Origin of the sequence: Granulicella sp. dw_53 (assembly GCF_018449545.1) — a bacterium.
Taxonomy (GTDB): Bacteria; Acidobacteriota; Terriglobia; order Terriglobales; family Acidobacteriaceae; genus Edaphobacter.
This window is the reverse complement of sequence record NZ_JAAVUR010000005.1, coordinates 322,197-344,250: the sequence shown is the minus strand read 5'-3', so window position 1 is coordinate 344,250 and position 22,054 is coordinate 322,197. Positions and strand designations below refer to the sequence as shown.

Sequence of the window (22,054 nt, the reverse complement as noted above, 5' to 3'; positions counted from 1 at the left end):
TCTATCGCGAATCCGTACCACCAGCAAACGCTGTATTGTCCTCGACGTGGCCGGGATGAAGAAAACGAAACCCGAGCATCACCACAGCAGCCGTCACAATTCCGACAGCCTGCGGAGAGAGCAAACCTACTCCATGATTCGCCGTAAGCCGCATCGTCACCACCGTCGCAGCGACGGCGCTCAGAATACTCGAGATGGCCGCGGTAGAGAGTACCCGCCGAGAGTAGAGTCCCGCGACCACGGGAACAAACAGCGACACGGCAATCAACCCGTAGAAGATGCTGACCGCGGTAATGATCGAAGGTAACAGCGTCGCCAACAAAATCCCTAAGACGCCTGCCCCAGCGGAAGTAATCCGGCTAACCACGAGCAGCTTCTTCTGCGAGATGTTCGGCTTGAGAAACGTCTTATAAAGATCCACGGCAAGCGACGTCGAGAGCATAAAGAGAATGGCATCGGTCGCACTCAACTCCGCGGAAAAGATAGAAGCCAGCGTCCATACGCCAAGCCACCGTGGTAACAACAACTTCATCGCCGAAGGCAACGCAAGATCAGGATTTGCCAGATGGGGCAACGCTGCAAAGGCGCACAGCCCCAACACCGCCGGAACAAACGCAAAGATGACCTGCCCCAGCGAGTTCAGCCCGACACCCACCCGAACCGCCTTTACATCCCGCGCTCCATAGACCTTCTGCACCAGCCCCGGAGAGATCATGAACGACGGAACAAGAATCGCGATCCATGCGAAGATCTGCTTCGAGCCGACCCCCACCATGCTGAACATCGAGTCGGTCGCAGCCCCGCTCCCCTTCTGCGCAAGCACCAACTCATGCAGATGAGACCATCCCCCAAGCGCATGCAGCGCAAATGGAACAGCAAGCAGCAGACCCGACATCGTTACAGCCAACTCAAACATATTGACGAAGGCGGACGACATCAAACCACCGGCCGTGCAATACACAATGGCAACCACGCCGCCAATCATGCACCCTTCCCACTTGGGGATATCGGCAACCGCATTCAGAATCGTCGAAATAGCAATCAGCTGCGCCGCAAGAATCGCCATCGCGCCAAACCAGAAGAGCACGGAGATGAGCGCCTTCACCGCTTTGCCGTAACGAAACTCCAAAAAGTCTGGCAGCGTAGCGAGGCTATGCTGCTTCGCGATCCTCCAAAGCTTCGGCCCAAGAAACTGCGAAAGCAGCAAGCTTCCGATAGCCGCTGAACCAACCCACCACCACGCCGACAGCCCAAAGCGATATCCCAGCCCTGTAGCGCCCACAGTAGAACCAGCACCAATGTTCGCAGCCAGAAAAGTAGCAAAGAGTCTGCCCGGGCCAAGACTACGGCCAGCGACCAGAAAGTCGGAGGAGCTCTTAACCCGGCGGCTGATGAACAACCCCAAAGCCATGAGGAAGACCGAGTAAAAGAGCAACGCACCGAGGTAAAGATTCATCGCGTCGCCTGGGAGAGGCCGGCTTCTTCCGCGCCGAGCAGTTGCATCGCGGTAAGCGCCATAATCTTCGCGGAGTTGATGACATCCTCCACAAGGCAATACTCATCCGGCAGATGAGCCTGATTGAGAATGCCCGGCCCATACGCAATACATTGGGAGACGCTTGCGATGCGCACCACATGCTTCTGATCGTACGTACCCGGGCTCGCCGTCAGCTCTGGCTTACGTCCGAAGATCTTCTCCACGCTTCCGCTGATCGTCCGAACGAGATCGCAGTTCTCATCCGTATGTACGGGATGAACCACCATCAAGTCTTCGATGTTGTACTTGAACTCCGGATCCTTCGCCTGCAGATCCGCGAGCATGGCATGAATCTCGCCACGCACATCCTCGAATGACTCCTCGGAGAGAAAGCGCCGATCGAAGATCGCACCGGAGCGATCCGCAACACACGGCGTCTGGATTCCCTCCTCCGGCTGTCCACCAAAGACCGAGTTTACATTGATGCTCGCAAAGCGAGATCCCGGAGGCTCCACCGGAGCCGCGGTCTTACGAGTCGCCAGAGCAGGCTTCAACTCATGCGTCACACCGTGCAGAAAATCCGCCATATGATCGATGGCGCTCACACCGAAGTGCGGCATACAGCCATGCGCGATCCGTCCATGCGTCGTGACCTTGAACCAGTAGACACCTCTATGTCCGAGACAGACCCTGTCCACATTGGTGGGTTCGGTGATGATCACGTAATCCGTCTTATCCTGCCCGATCCATCCCTGCTTTGCGAGAAAAGCAACTCCAGCGAATCCGCCGCTCTCCTCGTCGACACTGCCGCTCTGCTCCACCGTCCCCAGCAGCCGTATCCCAGCACGGCGAATCGCCTCAATAGCGAAGATCGATGCGGCGATGCCCGCCTTCTGGTCCGAGATTCCCCGGCCATACAACTTGCCATCGCGGATCAGCCCCCCAAATGGATCGACCGTCCAGCCATCCCCTACCGGTACAACATCGAAGTGGCCATTGAAGTGAAGCGAAGGACGCGGGGTAGAGCCTTCCATCCGCCCCAGTACATTTACTCGCGGATAACTCGGTGTATGTTCTGCAAGACCCTCTGCCGCGATGTAATGCGTGTTGTAACCAAACTCTTTGAGCTTGTTCCCGATAAACTCTGCTCCAGCGATATAGTTCTCGCCGGGCGGATTGACCGTAGGAATTCGAACCAGGTCTTGGAGAAAAGAGATCATCTCCGACCCAATCTCTTCCACGCTTCTACAAACTACATCATGGATCTTCGGAGAAACCGCCGGTGATGCCATCGAAACCTCGAACTCTCTTTGGGGGAGGATCTACTCCAGCCTTTGCGCCGGAACAAGACAAAAAAGAAGCAGCGGAGGTATCTCTCCTCCGCTGTCAGTCTAAAACGAATACTTCGCCGCCAGTTGGATCACGCGTGAGTCATTGCCAACCGTCGATGTGATGCGTCCAAATGTCGACGAGCTGCTGGTGCTCGCCCTGCCGAAGTTCGCACCTCCAGTCGTATCCGCCGTGAACGTCAGATTCGGCTGGGCAAAATGGGCTTCGTTGAAGACGTTGAAGACTTCAAAGCGAAACTCAGCCTTTTGGTTCTCGGTGACCCGGAAGATCTTGAACAACGAGGCATCGGTCGTATTGAAACCGGGCCCTACAAGAGTTCCACGCGGTGAGTTGCCCGACTTGCTGTTATCCACCTTCACGGCTCCGTTGGCAGAAACCGTAGGCAGCGCAAAGCAGGAAATATTGATGTAAGTCGTCGTGCTGCCTGCCTTCTTCGGGCCAGAGTTAGGATCGCACGTCAGGTTCGGACGGAACGTCAACGACTGTGCCGTCGTCGTCGAGTTCACCGCCGTAAACGGATTCCCCGACTGCACCTGGAAGATGCCGTTGAACTGCCAACCGCCGACGATCAGCCGCTCCGCAAGGCTGCGCCCATCCATCCGTGGCAGCTCGTATGCATAACTCAGGACGAAGCGGTTACGCGTATCGAACAACGCATTGCCCCGCTCGCGGTCCATCGCAAGGTCAATCGAATGCTGGTCTCCGATCGTAACCGGCAGGATCGGCCGCGAATCGTTGCCGATGTTCAGACCCGACACGTCATCGATCGCATGACTCCACGTATACGCCGCCGTCGCTGTTGCACGGTGCCAACGGCGCACCGTAAATCGCGCCTGCAGCGAGTCGTACCAGCTATTCGCCGCAGAGAACGTCGGCCGCGTCAGCGCGAAAGATGGAAACACCGCCCGGGTTCCACCCGCAAAGGCATTTGTGGAGGTAGCCGCTGCCGGAACAACATTGGTCGGATTCACCTCAATGAAGATCGGCAGATTCTTCGCCTGCGATCCCACATAGGCAATCTCCATCCCAGTCTGCGCCGTGAACTGATGCTGCATGCTCAGGTTGTAGTGCTGAATGTTCGCCGCCTTGTATGAGTGCGGATCGCTCCATCCAATAAACGTTAGCCCCGCCGGAAATCCTACCGGCCCGGCAGTCACGCCAGCGTAAGGATTCGCAAACCACGTCGGCGACGCCGTATTCGCGGGCCGCAGGTTGATATCGATCTGCTGCAGCGGCTGGAACGGCGGAGCGAGTGTTCCGTTCTGGAAGAAGTCGCCCTGCCCCGGAATGGTGTCGAAGTAAATGCCCCAACCGATGCGGAAGACCGTCTTGGCATCGCCCGCAGGATCGAAGATCGCAGCGATACGCGGTGAGATGTTGTTCGTATCCGCGTAGTACGTCGCTCGCGGCGTATTCGTATCTCCGGGATAGACCAGCCCAAGCGGCGCATTCGGCTGCACCGTCGACTGCTGTCCCGGATGCAGTGCCGCCAGGTGATTCTTCGCTTCGGTGTAGGGCTTGTTCACCTCATAGCGTGCTCCCACCACTACCGTCAGACGAGGGTTGATTCGGAACTGATCTTGCGCATAGCCCGAGTAGTTCCACGAAGTACCGCTCATCGACGGATCGCCAGAACCTTGCTGGAAGGTCGTCGGATATCCCAGCAGAAAATCCGAAAGCTGGTAGCCGGTAAACGTCGTCGAGAAGGTGAACGCGCCGTTCGGCCGGTTGATATACAGCAGTCCGATCGCGTCTCGCCGAGCCTCTCCTCCGAACTGGAGCAGATGCCGCCCCTTGGTCCAGGTAAAGTCGTCCGAGATCGTATCCACGCTATTGGTGCGCGAGGCAAACGGCTGCTGCGCATCGCCCAACGTGAAGAAGCCCGTACCGGTCGTGATGTTCGGCAGCCCTCGCGCCAGGACATTGGTCGAAGCAAACGCAAACCCTTGCGTCGTCGGATCGATTCCGCTGGTCTTGTTTGGCGTGCCGTTGATCCACTGCCGCGCATACCGCGCCACGTTGATCATGTGGGAGTTGACGATCCACGTATCCGATCCCATCCCGTCCTGCAAAGTAATAATCTGCAGATTGCCTGTGGGCGCGAAGTTCGACGGTGTAATCGGCCCAAACAAGTTCTGATGCGAGTACATATACCGCCCGAGGATCGAGTGGCTCCCCAGCTTCAGGTCTCCGCGAACACCGTACATATCGCGATTGTCGATATTTGCTGGAGAGGCAACAAATTGGTTGCCGCTATTTGGTAACGGCACATACTGCGACAATAGCGATCTGCTGATCGAGCTGATCCGCGCAGGATCGATCCGGTTCGGAGTGCCCAGGTAGTTGAACTGCGCTCCGCCCGCCAACGGATCGCGAATCGTCACACCGGACTGCGAGAAGTCGCCATTCCGCTCCGCCGCCGTCAGAACCCGCTGATTCAGAGTGTTGCTCGTCGCATCCTTCAACCGGAAGCCTTCATAAAAGCCAAACACGAACAACTTGTCCGGGATAATCTTCCCACCAGCCGCAGCTCCGAACTGGTTCTGCAGATAGACCGGCTTCGGACCAGTGCCCGCAAAGTAATTCTTCGCCGCCAACGCCGAAATGCGATTGAACTCCCACGCGCTGCCGTGCCACGTATTCGTCCCCGCCCGCGTTACCACGTTCACCACGCTGCCCGCGCTGCGCCCATACTGCGCATCGTACGAGTGCGTCATGATCTTGAACTCTTCGATCGCATCCGGAGGAGGCCGCATCACAAAGCCGCTGTTGAAGGAGTCGTTATTGGGCGCTCCGTCCAGTAGGAAATTGTTCGACTGATTCCGCATGCCGTTTACATTGAAGCTTCCAGTCGAGTTGCCGAATCCGCCCGGCGTCGCAGTTCCGCTCGCTCCACCCAACGCACTCGGCGCCGCAACCACGCCCGGGATCAGCGTTCCAAGCTGTGCGAAGTTGCGCCCATTCAGCGGCAGGTCGACGATTGCCTCGTGGTCCACCACATTGCCCATCGTGGCATTGCCAGTCTCTACCAGCGGAGCCACACCTGTGACCGTCACCTCATCGCTAGTGCTGCCGACCACCAGCTTGGCATCGACCCGCGTCGTGCCGTTGACCAACACCTCGACGCTCTTGGTAAGGCTCATGCTAAAGCCGGGCGCGCTCACCCGCACCTGGTAAGTTCCCGGATTGACGAACGGAAGCGTATACGCGCCGTCCGAGCCAGAGGTTGTCGTTCGCACCTGGGCCGTAGCCGCGCTCATCAGCTCGACCTTCGCGTTCGCCAGGACGCCACCCGAGGGGTCCGTGACAACTCCAGAGATCTGTCCAGTCGCCTGGGCAAGGGCCCGCCCTGGCATGAAGAGGAACAAAGCTCCCAGCAGGCAGGGCAAAACCACATCGGCAAGTACGCGTGGCTGAATCTTCGAGGCGCTCCATTGAATGGGGGTCAGCAATTTCCTAAACATGGTATCTCCGTGTCGGCAAGTGGAATTGAGACGAGTGCGTCTACGACTTCAACTTCATGGCTGAAACCAATGCAAGTGTGTCGATGGAGAAACCTTCAATCCCTCAAAAGAGAGTATGAAAGTTGCGTAAAACTTTGGGTGAATGAACAGAACATACCCTACGTCCGGGCGGACGTCAACACTCGGTATACCGATTTCTTGTTTTAAATTCCAACCTTGCGGATTTTGTACGCAATTCGCACCCAAACTGCTCCAACTTTTGTTGACAGCCGCCGAAACCGCTGATATTCCTCTGATGAGGCCTATGTCAACCATCAGTGAACCCCTGTACCGTAGAGTTAGAAAAGACATCGTCGAGTGTGCGCTGACGCCAGGCAAGTCCTTCTCCGAAGCCGAGTTGGGACGCCTTTATCACGCCAGCCGTACCCCAGTCCGTGAGGCTTGTCGACGCTTGGAACACGAAGGCCTCGTCCGGATCATTCCCTTCCGCGGATACTCCATCGCTCCCCTCTCAGTCGCCGAATTCCACGATCTCCAGGAGATGCAGCTCATCTTCGAGCCAGCCACCGCAGCCTTGGCAGCGGAACGCGCCAACCAGAAAGAGCTGGACGAGATGCGCGAGCTAGCCACCTACGAGTACAACATCGAAGACAAGAACAGTTATCACGAGTTTCTCCAGACTAATTATCAGCTCCACAGCCTTATAGCTCAATCGAGCAAAAACAAGCGGCTCTCCGACGTCGTCTCCAACATCCACGTCCGTCTCATGCGCTTCTTCTACCTCGGTCTGTCGTTCGAATCCCACGGCCCAACCCTGGTGGCCGAGCACATCAGCCTCGTCGAAGCCATTCGCAACCGCGACATCGAACAAGCTCGCCACATGGCCACCGATCACATCAGCAAGGCCATCGAACGAAGCGCCAAGCTCCTCATGGGCGCCATCCGCTTCGGCGAGGCAGTCTTCGAGGCATCTCCCGAAATGGGCGACTCGCAGTTGGCACGGAAGTACATCGTCCCTCGTATATAAAAAGCTTCGCCTCACACCTTCGAGTCGTAGAAATTCGGCACACCCGGTACTGCACCGCAGTTTAGAGGAGAGCCATGTCCACTCCATTCACATCGTCAGAAATCATCGCCCTCACCAAGAAGCACAACTACGGAACCTGGCGGAAGCAGAAGAGCTGGAATCCCTCCCACCTCGCCAGCGCGGACGGCTGCTACTTCACCGACGGCAACGGCAAGCGCTTCCTCGACTTCTCCTCCCAACTAATGTGCATGAACCTCGGCCACAACAACGCCGCGGTCATCATGTCCATCCAGGACCAGGCCGCCACCTTGGCCTACGCCGCCCCCTCCTACGCCACCGCCGCCCGCGCCGAGCTCAGCAAGCTGCTGCTCGAGGTCCTGCCCGAAGGCCTCACCAAGTTCTTCTTCACCACCTCCGGCACCGACGCCAACGAGGCCGCCTTCAAGATCGCCCGCATGTACACCGGCAAGACCAAGATCATCACCCGTTACCGCTCCTATCACGGCTCTACCGGCACCTCCATCGCCGCCACCGGAGACCCGCGCCGCTGGCCCATGGAACCCGGCGGCAAGGGACAAGGCCTCGTCTTCTCTCCCGAGGTCAACTGCTACAAATGCCCCATCCGCCACACCTACCCCGGCTGCGGCATAGCCTGCGCCGACTACCTCGAGCACATGATCGCCAATGAGAGCGACGTGGCCGCCGTCCTCGTCGAACCCGTCGTCGGCACCAACGGCGTCCTCATCCCGCCACCCGAGTACTTCCCCAAGCTGCGCCGCATCTGCGACGACCATGGCGTCCTGCTCATCGCCGACGAGGTCATGAGCGGTTGGGGCCGCACCGGCCAATGGTTCGCCGTCAACCACTGGGGCGTAAAGCCCGACATCCTCACCACCGCCAAGGGCATCACCTCCGCCTACATGCCCCTCGGCCTCTGCGCGACCACCGAGAAGATCGCCGCATTCTTCGAAGACAACTACTTCGCCCACGGCCACACCTACGAAGCCCACCCCATGACCCTCGCCCCCGCCGTAGCCACCATCCACGAGATGCAGCGCCTCGGGCTCATCGACCGCGCCAACGAGATGGGTGCCTACCTCGGCGAAAAGCTCCACGCCCTGAAGCCTAAACACCCCTCCATCGGCGAGGTTCGCGGCATCGGCCTCTTCTGGGCGGTTGAACTCGTCCAGGACCAGCAGAAGAAGACCCCCTTCAACACCTGGCAGGACAAACTCGACGGCAAGCCCATGCTCGTCGATCAGATCGCCGCAAAGATGCTCACCAAAGGCGTAGCCATGCAAGCCTGGATGAGCCACTTCGTCCTCGCTCCCCCGCTCATCATAGAAAAATCCCAAATCGACGAAGCCGTAGAAGCCCTGGACGAAGCCCTGCTAATGGCAGACGCCCTGCTTCAACCTGAACTAGCCATAGCCTAGCTCTCGGAACACAAGCATGATTCGAAGCTGAGTAAGAATAAAGAATGTCATCCTGAGCGAAGTCTCTCACAGCCTCATCCCGAGAGACGCAGTCGAAGGACCCGCGGTTGCACTTGCTGTTGCTTGTTCTAGCCGTTGCCATCTGAAACCAAGCACAAACGCCCGGGTGCTTCATCCTTCGCGCCTTTGCGAAGGGTGGGGACTGATCTTATAAGCTAATAACCAAGGCCAAAGGTAGTCTCGCGACCAGTATCCCCGGAGAACCCATGAGACAAGCGACCATCCCCCTTCTCCTCCTCACCACTCAACTCGCCCTCGCCCAGATGACCATGCCCATGCCCGGCGACCCTGACAAGCGCCCGGTCCCTCTCGTCTCCGGCCTCGGCAACTCCCACCACACCATCCGCACCAGCAACCCCGAAGCCCAGAAGTTCTTCGATCAAGGCATGGACTACCTCTTCGCCTTCAATCACGACGAGGCGCGCCGCTCCTTCGAAAAAGCCAGCCTGCTCGACCCGAAAGCTGCTATGCCCCTCTGGGGAGTAGCCCTGGCCGTCGGCCCCAACTACAACGACATCGACATCGGCCACACCCGCGAGCAACAAGCCGTCACCGCCATCACCAAGGCCAAACAACTCGCCACTACCGGCCCCGCCATCGAAGTCGATTACATCGAAGCCCTCGCCGACCGCTACGCGCAAGACTCCAACCACGATCTCCACGTCCAGGGAGAGCGCTACAGCAAGGCCATGGCCGCCCTCGTCGCCAAACACCCCGACGACCTCGACGCCACCACCCTCTACGCCGAAAGCCTCATGGACCTCCACCCCTGGCGCCTCTGGACCGCCGAAGGCAAGCCCGTCGAAGGCACCACCCAGATCGTCGACGCCCTGCAATCCGTCCTGCTCCGCGACCCCAACCACGTCGGCGCCAACCACTTCCTCATCCACGCCGTCGAGGCATCCTCCGACCCATCCCTCGCCCTGCCCAGCGCCAAACGGCTTGAGACCCTCGCCCCCACCGCCGGACACCTCGTCCACATGCCCGCCCACATCTACCAGCGCGTAGGCGACTTCAACAACTCCGCCATCGCCAACGAGCGCGCCGTCGACGCCGACCGTGCCTACTTCCGCAGCCAGAACATCGAAGGCCTCCCCAGCATGTACGACGGCATGTACTACACCCACAACATGCACTTCCTCGCCTCCGCCTGCAGCATGGAGGGCAACTTCGCCTGCGCCCAGAAGGCCGCAAACCAGCTCTTCGACCACGTCGCCCCGCAGGTCTCAACCATCAAGCAGATGGAGTGGTACCTTCCCACCCAGCCTTGGGTCCTCGTCCGCTTCAAGCAGTGGCAGACCATCCTAAACGCCCCCGCGCCCTCCAAAGATCTCCCCATCGTCACCGCGATGGTCCACTACGCACGCGGCTCCGCCTACGCGGCCACCCATAAGTTCGAACAGGCATCCGCCGAACGCAAAGCCCTCGCCGACTTCGCCCAGAACATCCCTCCCGCCCTCGCCACCGACTTCAACAACCCCGCCAAGACCACCTTCGAACTCACCTTGAACGTCCTCGACGCCCGAATCGCAGAGGCCAAAGGCGATAAAGCCCAAGCCCTCGCCCTATGGCAGAAAGCCGTCGCCACCCTCGACACCTTCTCCTACAACGAGCCTGCCGACTGGTACTACCCCGTCCGCGAATCCCTCGGCGGAGCACAGCTACGCAACGGCCAGCCCAAAGAAGCCGAGGCCACCTTCCGCCACGACCTCCAGCAGAACCCCGGCAACGGCCGCTCCCTCTTCGGTCTCTGGCAAAGCCTCCTCATGCAAAGACGCGACGCCGACGCCGCTCTGGTCAAAACCCAGTTCGACGCAGCCTGGAAACACGCCGACATCACCCTCCACATCGACGACCTCTAACCACATCCCATCACCACTGAACTTCAGCGCGCAAACAGCCCAGAAGATTCCTCATGTGCGCCGGGAATAATCCGCAAGCCTACGGGTTACTCTTTTGTGTCAGGAGTCTCTCGCGCTGGGCGAAGTAGTGGCCGAGAGATAAATGGCATAGCTCGTTGCTTCCGCCCGCATTTGAACGAGGTGATGAATTGTCTTTCAAAGCTCTTCCGGAAGATCTGTTGGTCCAACTGTGGAAGTCGACACGTATAGATTTTTCAGAAGTTCAGATTCAGGAGTGCTCTCTTCCCACCTCGCTAGGCGTCCCGGCGCTCGCCTGCGGCTCTCATCTACTCTTCGCACACGGATCCTACAATCCGGGCACGCACGCCGGAAGGCGTCTGATCTTCCACGAACTGATGCACAGCTTGCAGCAGTGGTCAGGGAAGCTGAACGGTCTCGCAGGCATCATCACGGACGACCAGCTCGAATCGGAGGCGAACTCATTCAGTCCTTCCACTACAGCGATGACGCGGCCCTCTACCATCACTCGCAAGCTACCCTCTTTTTTCCCCGAGCCACTTGTCTTCCAGCCTGCTATTGGATTTGAATTTCAAACCGGATGGAAGGTCTACCGAAAATCACTCGTTCTTCATCGCTTCAAGCTCCCTGAAAATAGGGACACGGTCCTACCCAAAGAAACGGTGCTGTACGGAGGAAGAAACTCTGCCAATGGTTGGAGTATGGAGACGGATGGGGATGAGATCGAGTTCGTAATAGAACCACCGATCGAAGAATCCGACGATGGCTTGCGGGAATTAGACCGGGTCTTTCGATCGCTCTACACATTTATCTCGAAGCTCTGCCTCTATCGCAATCTTCCCCAACTGACGCCCAAAACCCATCCTCAACTCTTCATGAGCGGCATCGACAGTTCCATCGTAATCAAGCCCGACGGCGAAGACATTATGGCGCAGCCTCAACTCACGGTAGGCGTGCGCCTCGGACGCGTTCCTGATCTATTTGCGGAGATGTCTCGCCTGCGCCAACAATCCAACGTCGGACTCTTCGAGCGGTATGGCACCGAATCGAATTACTTTGCCCTCCAGACCGCCCAACTGAGAGACATTGCGGCCGCTCTCCCTCCGGTGTCTGGGAATGCCCCCAGCAACAAGCTTCGTGGGCTCGTTGCCCTCGTCTGTCAGTACCTCATTCAAGGTTCAGGAGGGGGAGCTCGCGCATATGTTAAGGACGTCGCATACACGATGGCCCGAACCGACTTTGCCAGTATGTTCAAACAGCTCCCCATCGCGGAACGTCAATTTTTCGAAAGTTCTCCGGAAAAATGGGTCGACTATTGTCTGAACGCTGCGAATATGCCAAATACAGGAGGCCAGCGGCTGATCAACCAAAGAATTACAGATGGTCCCTCTGGTCCTCGTCCAGGCGCGGAAATTTCGTTGACACGCCACAATTGGCTCAAAGACATGGCGACCGGAACGGATCGTCTAACCAAAGCCGGAAATCCCAATTTACTTGCTGTGGATGGTTCCCATCGATTGCGGGCGCTAGGGCTCTTAGGTTTTCGATTCGATCCAGTGGGCCGCACAAGACCAAACAATGAAAGGCATCGTGGAACGATTCTCGAATTTCGCCAGATGCAAAGAGACATACCTTACATGATGTGGCACGGCATCGGCCGCGATGTGCTTAAGTATCTTATTGCGCTTAACAACTCCCACGCTATCGACGTCAAGCCGCAAATAGAGAGGCATGGGTAGTCGCAATCTGCGCAGAAACTCTAGGGGAATAAGCGCAGGATTCGCATTCCTGAATCCATTCCCCGCTGGTTCAAAGCTCCACGACAACCTTTCCTGCAACGCCGGATTCGACCAGAGCATGGGCCGCGCCAATCTCCGCAATGGAAAAACGTTGGTCGCTTAGCATGGGCTTCAAGCCTCCTGCTTCGGCAAGTGCTCCCGCATCGGCAAGTATCTTGCCCTGATGCGCACGGCTCTCGCCACTGATCAGCGAATACAGGGTAAACACGCCGGAGTAGGTCGCTCCTCGAAAAGAGAGCGGAGCGAGCAAATGCGATCCCCAGCCGAGGCAGCTTACAACGTGGCCGGTATAGCGCTTCGCGGCAAGGAAAGACGCGTCCAGCGTAGCGCCGCCTACGGTGTCGTAGACGATATCGAAGCCTTTCCCTTCGGTGTTGGCGGCAACATACTCTTCGACGGAAGAAGAGCGGTAGTCGATGGGTATAGCGCCGAGGTCCTCCACGAGGCTTCGCTTGCCAGGCGAGACAGTGGCGAAGACCTTAGCTCCATAAGCGCGCGCAATCTGGATCGCGATGTGCCCAACGCCACCCGCCCCCGCATGGATCAGCACGGCCTGGCCAGCGTGAACCTTTGCGCGATCCACCAACCCTTCCCAGGCGGTGATCGTAATCAACGGAAGCGCCGCAGCCTCACGCATCGAAAGATTCTTGGGCTTATGCGCGAGCAGGTCCGCATCGGCGGCGATGAACTCTGCAAGAGTACCCTGGAGCCCACCGACTCCGCCCACCATGCCATAGACCTCGTCGCCCGGCCTGAAGGCAGTGACGCCGGCGGCTACCTCTTCCACAACGCCAGCCATATCTAGACCAAGCACCGCTGGAAGCGGCTGCTTCGCATGCGCCGCCTTGCCTGCACGAATCTTGGCATCCAGCGGATTCACCCCGCTGGTTTGAATCCTGACCAAAACCTGATTCGCTTTGAGCGCGGGACGAGAAAGATCGACCTTCCGAAAACCGCCGCCGACCTCTTCAACCACATAGGCCTGCATATCGTTCCTTTCTTACTGCAGCCTTCTAATATTCGAGAGAGCAACTCGCCTATGGGATCGTACTACCCGCTCTAAACCGAAGTAGCACAAAAGCGGGTGCCCCACCCTTTTTGCAGCCTCATCGCAAATAGGGTGGGGTATCGTGCGAAGCACGTCCGTCTTCCTCAACCCACCCACAACCGCCCGGGTGCCTCATCCTTCGCGCCTTTGTTCTTGCGAAGGGTGCTACCCAACCCCGAACGGGAGTAGCAGGGGGTGCCCCCCTTGCCCGCGCGTAAGCGGGTTTTTTTGAAGCGCTTAGGGGGCCTCTGATTTCAGATTCTTGAAACAAAAGGCTTACATCCAAATAGGCACAAATAAAAGAGTTATGCCCCGGCTGCGGAGCCGAGCCTGCTTTTTTTGATCTCTAAATCTAGTTTACGGATTTGCTTGAAACTAAAGTGCCACTTTTATTTCGATTTATTTGCTTTGTTTTGAAAGAGATGGCGATTTTGGGACTTGACAAGTGATTTTGCTGGGGTTTGGGGAGAACAAGCAAGGAAGATAGATCTGTCGTTTCGGGCTTCGCCTTCATTCGGGGTCCCCATCCTAACTAGCAAGTAGTTCGCACGCAGGAGCCTCGTTTCGGCAGAGGGGTGGCGACTTCGGTTTAGTTTTTACGACATCCCAGAAGTTGGTTGGATGCCTTTCGGCTTTGTGGGTTAAAAGCGGTGGGTGAGAAGGTTAATTTTCCGGGGGCGCCCCCTTCGCAAGCACAAAGACGCGAAGGGGCACCCCCCGGGAAAGGAGACCTACCCCAGCGTAGGCATGCTCGTATCGACACCCACGCGGATACCCGTGGGCCAGCGTGCCGTCACCGTCTTGATCCGCGTGTAGAAGCGAACACCCTCCGGCCCATGCATCGCATGATCGCCGAAGAGAGAGCGCTTCCATCCACCGAAGCTATGGAACGCCATCGGCACCGGAATCGGTACGTTGACCCCCACCATGCCCACCTTCACCTTGTGGACGAAGGTGCGTGCGGTATCGCCGTCGCGGGTAAAGATCGCAGTGCCGTTGCCGAACTCGTGGTCGTTGATCAACTCCAGCGCAGTCTCGAAGTCGCGAGCCCGCACGATGCCCAGCACCGGCCCGAAGATCTCTTCCTTGTAGATCCGCATCTCCGGCTTCACATGGTCGAACAGACAGGCTCCCAGGAAGAAGCCGTCGCCTCGCGGAAGCGCGGCATCGCGCCCGTCGACCAGCAACTCGGCGCCCTCTTTGGCTCCAAGCTCGACGTAGCCTCGTACCTTTTCGAGGTGGATGCCTGTCACCAGCGGCCCCAGCTCAGCGGCAGGATTGGTGCCATCGGCCACTAGCAACTTCGCAATGCGCGGAGTCAGCTTCTCGATCAGCGCATCCGCAGTCGCATTGGTCACGGCAACCGCAACCGAGATCGCCATGCAGCGCTCTCCGGCCGAGCCATAGGCAGCGCCTACCAGCGCGTCCGCGGCCTGATCCAGATCCGCGTCCGGCATCACGATCATGTGGTTCTTCGCTCCGCCCAGAGCCTGGACGCGCTTGCCGTTCGCTGTTCCCGTCCGGTAGACGTACTCCGCAATCGGCGTCGAACCGACGAAGCTCACCGCCTGGATCGACGGGTGCTCCAGAATGAGGTCGACAGCCTCCTTATCGCCGTGAACGACGCTGAAGACGCCATCCGGAAGGCCCGCCTTCTTCAGCAACTCCGCGATCAACAGCGAAGCGCTCGGATCGCGCTCGCTAGGCTTCAGGATGAAACAGTTGCCGCAAGCCAGCGCGACAGGAAACATCCACATCGGCACCATCGCCGGGAAGTTGAACGGCGTAATGCCTGCAACGACGCCCAGCGGTTGCCGCATCGACCAGCTATCGATGTCGGTCCCAACCTGCTCGGAGAACTCGCCCTTCAGCAGATGCGGAATTCCGGTCGCGAACTCGACGACCTCCAACCCGCGTGTCGCCTCGCCCTTGGCATCGGAGAGCACCTTGCCATGCTCCGATGTGATCAACTCGGCAAACTTATCGAGATGCTGCTCAAACAGCTCCCGGAAGCGAAACAGCACCCGCGCGCGCCGCAAGGGAGGCTGCGCGGCCCAGCCCGGAAACGCCGCCACGGCAGCGTCGACCGCCATGTCCATCTCCGCACGGTTGGCTAGGGCCACCTTGGCCTGCACCCGTCCGGTCGCAGGGTTGTAAACATCGCTGGTTCGGCCGGAGGTGCCGGCCACCGCTTTGCCGTTAATCCAATGGTTGATCGTGCGGACAGTCTCGTTCGATACAGAAGTCAAGTCGGGAGTCACAACAGTAGACATAATTTCGTTACCTCATTTTTTCCGGCGAACCGAGAATAGTCTCAAAATCTCCAAACATTATGAACCTTCGAGAGCTCTATCGGCCCGCGACGTGGTCCACAGCGACGCCCTGTGTATTCGGCATCGTCACACCTAACAACGCTGCAGCAGTTGGCCCCACATCCATAATCCTCACGCCAGGCAATGATTTGCAAGGCTGAACTCCCGCTCCGAACAGGATGAACGAAGCATGCATCTCCGCCAGCGAAGGGCTGTATCCATGAGCGCCCTTCTGCGCAGAGCTCGTCCGCAACGGCCCGCTAATGCCGTTGCCGAAACCAAATCCTGGAGCAGCTTCCGCCGCCAGAAACGCATCCGGATCTGCGCCCAAACCCTTCAGATCCTCGACGGAATCTAGCTTGGCGATCCCATTCTCTGGATCCTTCGCCAGCTCCTGCATCACCGCAGTCGCCTTCGCGATACTCTGAGCATCGCCCTTGTCCTTAGCCTCCAGGAAGAGCGATCCAGTGTGGTTGCGAGGATATACCTTCCAAGCGGTCACCTTGCCATTGGCATCGGTCGTGATCAGACCAGCCTCGCGAAGCGCGACCATAGGATTCATCACCTTCGACACCGCCAGAAACCCGTGATCGGAGACGATGATCCAAGCCGTATTCCCAGCCTTTCCGCTAGTCTCGACCGATCGCCGTATCTTGCCGATATCGCCATCCAGCACCTCAAGCTCGGCATGCGACTCCGGCGAATGCGGCCCATACTTGTGCTGCGCCTCATCCAATCCGCTCAGGTGCAGGAACATCATCTGCGGCTTGCGCGTACGGAGGATATCGATCACTGCCTCCGTTCGCCACGCGTCTCCCATCGCAGGACCACTGTCCTTCCCCATCACCTCAGCCTCGTGGAAGAGTCCGGGTGTAGAGAGAGCACGCATCAGCGCCGCATCCTCCTCCGTCCGCACAGGACGATACTCCGGCAACAGGTAGTCGATCTCCGCTCCCACTGTCACGGGCCACGAAACCGCCGCGGTCTTCACCCCAGCGCGGCGCATCACCTGCCAGAGCGTCGGAACCTTGATCTTGTCGGCGTAGTAGTACCAACCGCCGTTCTCCAGGTTGAAGGGATCGATCGGAGTGTTGCTGATAACTCCATGAAGCGCCGGAGGAACGCCAGTGATCATCGCAGTGTGATTGGGATACGTACTCGCCGGCAGAGTGACCAACACTCCAGGCGACGCGCAGCCACCTGCACGCATTGCCTCAAGATTCGGGATTTGCAGGTGATGAGCCGCTAGCTCTTCGTACTCTACGGGAGTCAAACCATCGATGGAGATCACGATGACTTGGCGTTCGCTGGACGAGTTCTGCGCGTATGATCTCTGCGCGAGGCACATCAGCGCCAAAGCCAGCACGATCCGATGTCTCTGACTGGCAAGGTGCGAACGGTCGATCCGTCTCATCCGTGAGACCTCTGGTCGTGATCCTGATTCGACATGCAAAGATGCAGCGGCACTTCGACACGCTCCCCCAAAAGGAGTTTCAAAAATGCTTCTAATCGGTGTGGACTTGATCGTAGACAGCCTGTGCCCATATGTCAACAATCGGTATACCGACAAATAACGAAACTTTTGCACCAAAATGCCCGTCACTGTCCCCAATTGACATAAATCGGGTTCGTCAGCGTGATCGGGTCCCCGTCGGCACTATCCAGCTCTGCGCGAACCCAGTGGCGCTTTCCGTCCGAAAGCCAGTCATAGAGGCAATTCACCTCTGCCGCGGTACTCTGTTGGACTGCTGGCAAGTCGTTCACCGCTATGCCATCGACGAGCAGTCTTAGCTTTGCCTGTCCGAACTCCTGCGTTGTCATCTTGAACCAAACACGCTTCCCGGCCTCTGCGACGATTGCATCTCCCATGATGGCGGAGCCTGCACTGAGGTAGAGCGGCGTTCCATCCGGCCCTGTGACCTGCACGAAGACATGACCAGCCTTGATCCCCTCGAGAATTGCAGGTTGTGAGAGCTCCCGAGCGTAAACGACTGTCGTCGGAATCCCAACGCCATCGTGCAGCGCAAGCTGCTCCCCTGCACGATGTTCATCCCCTCCGCCAACTCCCGTCGGCCGCAATCCTCTCGCGAGCTGCTGCTCCCAGAAAGGAACCCCATTGCCGGGTGGCGGAGTAAACCACGAACCATGCTCATGGTAGCCATTGATAATCTCGATCGCATCGAGCTTGCTGAAGTCCGTCTGCTCCCAGCCCCAACCACACCCAGGACAGCGGCCGTCATAGGGCCAGTAGGAGTGATTGATACTTACCAACGCATGCAGTTTATGGGCCTGGTCGAACAGATCATTCGCCGTAAAACCACTTTCCGCTACTCGATAGTCTAAAAAGCCTTCCGTCCCCCAGACATTGGCGTGGCCCTTCACGGTCGTTATTTCCTCGCCGCCGATCAGTAACATCTGGTCGTAGTACAACTGCGCCTGCATAATCTCGTTGAACGTGGCTGCTGTGTTGTGGTCAGTAACCGCGAGAAAATCCAACTTCTGCTTGGCCGCAGCCTCGAACAACTTCGATGGCGGGCACGGCACATCCGCTCCGGACTGGCTCTTACACATCGCATCGGTCAAACCGGTATGCGAGTGCAAATCTCCCTTGTACCAGCCCGCTTTCGAACGAATTACTTTGTAGTGCTCCAGATCGAGTTGCTTTGAAAGGTGAATCTTTACTGTAAATTCCCCCTTCGCGTTCGCCGCAACGAAGTTGTATCCGATGGCCAGACGCCACGTTCCCGGCACAATCGGACCCGGTAGATATGGGCCGGTGGCATCGACTGTTGAAACGGTAAATACGCTACGGCCCTCGCCACGATAGCGCTGCGGATCGAACAATCCAGCGGTGAGATACATCCCTTTCTGGAAGCCAGGGGAGATCAACTCTACTGTCATGCGTTCTATCCCCGCAGGCACAGTGAAGGGCAGCATCTCATGCTTGCCTAGTTTCTCCGCTGTAATCACGCCATGGAGCACAATGTCCTCGCCAGGTGCAGGGACGTTCGCAGCAGCGGCTTGCGTCTCTCCCAGAAGCGACGTGCTGGCAAGCATTGCAGCTATGACTACGGCTAAGACTCCGAATTTAGCCTGGAAGAAACGCACGCAAGAGGGCATAGAGATCACTTTCTAAAAGTTCCTATTTTTTGCACTGATTTAAGCAAAAGCATATCAGCCCACAAAAGATATCCCTTCAAAGCCCAATCATTGCCTCATCAGAAAGCGAGGTCATAGGCAAAACCGAAAATAAGATTTAGAGTCAATCACTGTTACAGTCTGCGACCAGAAATCCGACAACTATTGCACCTCCATGCGGCGAAACACTCTCGAAAAGAGACGTTCCGCTGCTGAGACATTTTCCTAAAGGGAGTAAAAACAGTGTTTGACTACAAGAAACTTTTCGATCTGACGGGAAGAAAAGCACTCGTCGTAGGCGCAGGCAGCGGTATAGGCGAGGCCGCCGCACTTGGTCTCGCGGCTCATGGAGCATACGTTCTTTGCGCGGATCTCAACCTCGAAGCAGCGCAAAAAGTGGCCGATAGCATCAAGGAAACAGGCGGCCTAGCTGAAGCCCTGGCCTTCGACATGCGTGATGGGGATGGTGTCATTCAAGCTATTGCAGCGTTGCCGGATCTGGATGTTCTGGTCAGCACACCTGCAATCAATGTCCGCAAGCCCTTGCTTGATATGACCGAAGAGGAGTTCGATCGAGTCGTCTCATTGAACCTCAAAGGCACCTTCCGTCTCATCACCGCGGCAGGACGCAACATGAAGAAGCGTGGCAAAGGCAGCATCATCGCCTTCGCCAGCATCCGGGCTATCACGGTGGAACCGGGTCAAGGAGTCTATGCCGCCACGAAGGCAGGAGTGCTGCAGATGTGCCGAACCCTCGCCGCCGAGCTCGCATCAAGTGGCGTGCGCGTCAACGCCATAGGGCCAGGAGTAGTCGATACCCCACTTACAGCACCGATTGCTGCTAATAAGGATTGGTACAACGCCTATGCGCAGAAGAGCGCCCTGGGACGCTGGGCCAAGCCACATGAGATGGCCGGCGCCGTCGTGTATCTTGCGTCTGACGCCGGATCCTTTGTAACTGGTACCTTGACCATTGTCGACGGCGGCTGGACTGCGATCGATGGGCGCTTCACTCCGCCTCTCTAGTCCGCACCTCTTCATTCATGGAGGAAATCTCGTAAATTGCTGGGCGTTCTACCTTGTCATCCTGCAAGTGAGGTAGGCGTCCAGCGACGAGATCAATATGCTCCAGATCCAGTTGCTTATAGAGTTTTGCGTGAATTCGCCGAGCCAATTCCGCGCCAATGTCGACTGTGATCGCGATATTAAGTTCGTTACCGCTATCGAGCAGGTGGCATGCACGTATTAAAACCATCTGCTGGTCGAATACCTGCGCGATCCTCATCAGCACCCTCGGTCCGGATGTAGCGTTGATCTTGTAAGTCCACTCCATCGTCGTCTAGCCTCTTCGCCTGGTTCCTATGCATCCATTGTTATGGTTCGCTGCACGAAAAAGCCGCCATAGCTTTCTATGGCGGCTTTCATTCAGGGCAATTATTCTGAACGTCAGGTTCCGCCATCCATACGAATCGCAATAATGCTAATTTGCACAGGAATCTCTCTCCCCAATCCAAAGATTTGAAGGTGCGACGGGACGCATTCAGAGATTCGCAAGATCGTGTGCGACATGTTTCGCAGCATACACGGGACTTTGCGACTTGGCAAAATCGACCGACAATCAATCAACCCGCCAGAGCGGACTGAGCCTCTACTTGAACTACGTTATTAGGCTCTCGAGCTCTCGTAGGACAGCGTCCCCCATCTCCGTCGTCGTAAGAGCCGGCTCTCCGGCTAGGGCTAGATCCGCAGTTCTTGCTCCCCTCGCAAGTGACTGAATACAGGCCTGTTCTACCAGCTCTGCTTCTTTCTCTAAATCGAGGGATAAGCGTAACATCATCGCCACGCTGAGAATCTGGGCCATAGGATTTGCGATGCCCTTACCTGCAATATCTGGCGCAGAGCCGTGAATCGGTTCGTACAACGCAGGGCGAAAAGAATCTCCAGTCGAGCTACCGATCGTCGCTGAAGGCAGCATTCCCAAGCTCCCCGTCAGCATCGACGCAAGATCCGAAAGAATATCTCCAAAGATATTGCCAGTAACAATGACGTCGAATTGCTTCGGATTTCGAACCAGTTGCATGGCACAGTTATCCGCATACATGTGCCGGAGCTCGATATCTTCGAACTCTCGTTCGTGAAGCTTCGAGATGACCTGCCGCCATACCAGACCGCTCTCCGTTACATTTGCCTTCTCCACACTGCACACGATACGCCGGCGACGTCGCGCTAGATCAAAGGCAACTCTCGCAACCCTTTCTATCTCGTTAGTCGAATAGGTCTCCGTATTGAAGCCGCGGGTCTGCCCATCCGGCATGGTCTCAATCCCTCGCGGCTCACCGAAGTAGAGGCCGCCCATGCATTCGCGAACGATCACCAGGTCAAGATTGCGAATCACCTCTGGTTTGATTGTGCTGGTCTCGATCAGTGGATCGAAGACAGTAACAGGCCGCAGATTGGCGAAGAGGGAAAGATCCCGTCGTAGGCGCAGAATCGCAATCTCTGGCCGTAACGAAAAATCTAGCTTCTCCCATCGCGGACCGCCTACCGCCCCGAATAAAACCGCATCCACCTGTTTGGCTTCTTCAATTGTCTCGTCCTGAATGGGGGTGCCATAGGCGTCGATTGCCGCGCCGCCAACGGTTCCAAGGTTGATTGCGAATTCCACTCCGGCATATTGACCGACCCACTCCACGACACGAAGGGCCTCACGCATCACCTCGGGTCCGATGCCATCGCCGGGTAGTACCAGCAACGAAAATTTCTTCCTCTTATTCATGGAAATTCGCTAACTCCTTTACCTCGCAACTGGTCATTCCGGCACTTGAAGAACTGTAACCGTGCTAGACCTGTATTTTTGCGGGGATAGCCAGTGTAGCGTAGACGTGCCATTTTCTGATTCTGAGGAGTTCCTCTGCTTGTACCAGAAGCGAAGGAAGTGAACTCCACCGCAGGATCTCAGCAAAGTTCAGCTCATGAATATCCATTCAAATTCATGAAACCTGATTCTCGGTGAAAGCACACCCTTCTGCACGCGAGATTGGGTCTTAGGGCCTCTGCATGGTG

Annotated in this window: 14 protein-coding genes; 5 read left to right on the top strand and 9 right to left on the bottom strand. The window is 57.4% G+C overall.

Going from position 1 to position 22,054, the window contains the following annotated elements; all coding sequences use genetic code 11:
- Window position 1: 1 nt before the first annotated feature.
- The 3 genes from HB393_RS10395 to HB393_RS10385 form a co-directional block, all read right to left on the bottom strand.
- Window positions 2-1,456: a sodium:solute symporter family protein gene (locus tag HB393_RS10395; RefSeq protein ID WP_213805092.1), complete on the bottom strand. Its 1,455-nt coding sequence runs from the start codon at window positions 1,454-1,456 to the stop codon at window positions 2-4.
- On the bottom strand, window positions 1,453-2,769 hold the full coding sequence (locus HB393_RS10390; protein WP_255550966.1) for an acetylornithine deacetylase/succinyl-diaminopimelate desuccinylase family protein: 1,317 nt from the start codon (window positions 2,767-2,769) through the stop codon (window positions 1,453-1,455). Before HB393_RS10390 ends, HB393_RS10395 begins: the two co-directional genes overlap by 4 nt.
- Before the next feature lie 99 nt (window positions 2,770-2,868).
- The gene (locus HB393_RS10385; RefSeq protein WP_213805090.1) at window positions 2,869-6,291 is read right to left on the bottom strand and encodes a TonB-dependent receptor; all 3,423 of its coding nucleotides are present in this window, start codon (window positions 6,289-6,291) and stop codon (window positions 2,869-2,871) included.
- A 304-nt stretch (window positions 6,292-6,595) separates the two neighbouring features.
- On the opposite strand from HB393_RS10385, the gene HB393_RS10380 reads away from it, so the two are divergent.
- From HB393_RS10380 to HB393_RS10365, 4 genes are all read left to right on the top strand, one after another.
- Window positions 6,596-7,318: a GntR family transcriptional regulator gene (locus HB393_RS10380; RefSeq protein ID WP_213805089.1), complete on the top strand. Its 723-nt coding sequence runs from the start codon at window positions 6,596-6,598 to the stop codon at window positions 7,316-7,318.
- Window positions 7,319-7,392: 74 nt separating this feature from the next.
- The gene (locus HB393_RS10375; protein ID WP_213805088.1) at window positions 7,393-8,754 is read left to right on the top strand and encodes an aminotransferase class III-fold pyridoxal phosphate-dependent enzyme; all 1,362 of its coding nucleotides are present in this window, start codon (window positions 7,393-7,395) and stop codon (window positions 8,752-8,754) included.
- 266 nt (window positions 8,755-9,020) lie between these two features.
- Complete coding sequence (locus HB393_RS10370; RefSeq protein WP_213805087.1) at window positions 9,021-10,676, top strand: hypothetical protein; 1,656 nt, start codon at window positions 9,021-9,023, stop codon at window positions 10,674-10,676.
- A gap of 188 nt (window positions 10,677-10,864) precedes the next feature.
- A complete protein-coding gene (locus HB393_RS10365) occupies window positions 10,865-12,433 on the top strand; it encodes a DUF4157 domain-containing protein (protein WP_213805086.1) in 1,569 nt (522 codons plus the stop codon).
- A 70-nt stretch (window positions 12,434-12,503) separates the two neighbouring features.
- On the opposite strand, the gene HB393_RS10360 is transcribed toward HB393_RS10365, so the two are convergent.
- The 4 genes from HB393_RS10360 to HB393_RS10345 form a co-directional block, all read right to left on the bottom strand.
- Window positions 12,504-13,481, bottom strand: a complete 978-nt coding sequence (locus tag HB393_RS10360) for a zinc-dependent alcohol dehydrogenase family protein (protein WP_213805085.1) — start codon at window positions 13,479-13,481, stop codon at window positions 12,504-12,506.
- 791 nt (window positions 13,482-14,272) lie between these two features.
- Window positions 14,273-15,814: a CoA-acylating methylmalonate-semialdehyde dehydrogenase gene (locus HB393_RS10355; RefSeq protein WP_213805084.1), complete on the bottom strand. Its 1,542-nt coding sequence runs from the start codon at window positions 15,812-15,814 to the stop codon at window positions 14,273-14,275.
- 76 nt (window positions 15,815-15,890) lie between these two features.
- Entirely contained in the window at window positions 15,891-17,267 is a 1,377-nt protein-coding gene (locus tag HB393_RS10350) for an alkaline phosphatase family protein (protein WP_213805083.1), read from the bottom strand.
- 185 nt (window positions 17,268-17,452) lie between these two features.
- Window positions 17,453-18,973: a CehA/McbA family metallohydrolase gene (locus HB393_RS10345; RefSeq protein WP_213805082.1), complete on the bottom strand. Its 1,521-nt coding sequence runs from the start codon at window positions 18,971-18,973 to the stop codon at window positions 17,453-17,455.
- 261 nt (window positions 18,974-19,234) lie between these two features.
- On the opposite strand from HB393_RS10345, the gene HB393_RS10340 reads away from it, so the two are divergent.
- Window positions 19,235-20,017 carry an SDR family NAD(P)-dependent oxidoreductase gene (locus HB393_RS10340; protein ID WP_213805081.1) on the top strand — a complete coding sequence of 261 codons (783 nt, stop codon included), beginning with the start codon at window positions 19,235-19,237 and terminating at the stop codon, window positions 20,015-20,017.
- On the opposite strand, the gene HB393_RS10335 is transcribed toward HB393_RS10340, so the two are convergent.
- Window positions 20,001-20,324 carry a hypothetical protein gene (locus HB393_RS10335; protein WP_213805080.1) on the bottom strand — a complete coding sequence of 108 codons (324 nt, stop codon included), beginning with the start codon at window positions 20,322-20,324 and terminating at the stop codon, window positions 20,001-20,003. The two genes, HB393_RS10340 and HB393_RS10335, sit on opposite strands and share 17 nt — an antisense overlap.
- 324 nt (window positions 20,325-20,648) lie before the next feature.
- Window positions 20,649-21,767, bottom strand: a complete 1,119-nt coding sequence (leuB, locus tag HB393_RS10330; RefSeq protein ID WP_213805079.1) for a 3-isopropylmalate dehydrogenase — start codon at window positions 21,765-21,767, stop codon at window positions 20,649-20,651.
- Between the last annotated feature and the right edge of the window lie 287 nt (window positions 21,768-22,054).